Below are 984 nucleotides of genomic sequence, written 5' to 3'. Positions count from 1 at the left end.
TTCTGCATTCGGTTGACGTGACAGTGCCGAGGATTTGGCCGATGGCGTCACAGACGGTCTCGACCGTTCGCCTGGCAGCCTTGCGCAGCCAATGCTTGAGCTTGGCGAAGAATTTCTCAATAGGGTTGAGGTCGGGGGAGTATTTGGGCAGCAAGAACAGCCTGGCGCCGACCGAGCGGATGGCACGGCGCACGGCCTTGCCCTTGTGCGAACCGAGATTGTCCATGATGACGATGTCACCGGGCTTGAGGGTTGGAACGAGAACCTTGTCGACATAGAACTGGAAACGCTCGCTGTTGATCGGTCCGTCAATCAGCCATGGTGCATCGACACGGTCGTGGCGCAGTGCCGCCAAGAAGGTCATGGTCTTCCAATGACCGTGCGGCACCTTGGCCTTGATCCTCTCGCCGCGCGGCGCCCATCCTCTGAGCGGCGCCATATTGGTCTTGGTCCAGGTCTCGTCGATGAACACCAGGCGGGAAGGATCGATGCGGTCCTGGTACTTTGCCCACTGGACCCGCCGGCGCGCCACATCGGGGCGATCCTGCTCACTGGCGATCAGCGTCTTTTTTTGTGACTGAGCTTCTCGGCGTGAACGAACTCCCATACCGAGCGGTAATCGACCTTCAGGCCGTGATCGCCAAGCTCGGCCACAAGACCGCGCAGTGTGAACTCCGCCGCCCGGCAGCGCACCAACAGCCACTCCCGATGCTCTCCGGCAATCTTCTTCGGTCTGTGCCCACCCATCTTGCCGGGTGTCAGCTTGTTCGTCTCGCGCAAGCGGCGCACCCATCGGATGACCGTGCTGATTCCAACCCCGTAGCGCTCTGCCGCCTGACGTCGCGACAGGCCCTCCTGCTCAACCGACGCTACCACCCGCGTGCGAAGATCCATCGAGTAAGGCTTGCCCATCCATGCCGGCCTCCTGACCCAGCCAGCAGGTTGAATCAGATTTGCTCGCCTTCGGGAATCCCCTTCGATTCA

At 61.2% G+C, this 984-nt stretch carries 1 protein-coding gene; it reads right to left on the bottom strand.

What is annotated here, in order from left to right:
• A protein-coding gene (locus tag AC0L2K_RS34890) for an IS630 family transposase (protein WP_473533648.1) occupies positions 1-912 on the bottom strand; the annotation gives its coding sequence in 2 pieces (ribosomal slippage) (positions 1-573 and positions 573-912; 913 coding nt annotated over the 2 pieces). This gene is flagged as partial in the annotation.
• Between the last annotated feature and the right edge of the window lie 72 nt (positions 913-984).

The sequence above is a fragment of the Mesorhizobium sp. WSM4817 genome (assembly GCF_055811135.1).
This window is presented reverse-complemented; position numbering and strand designations above follow the sequence as displayed.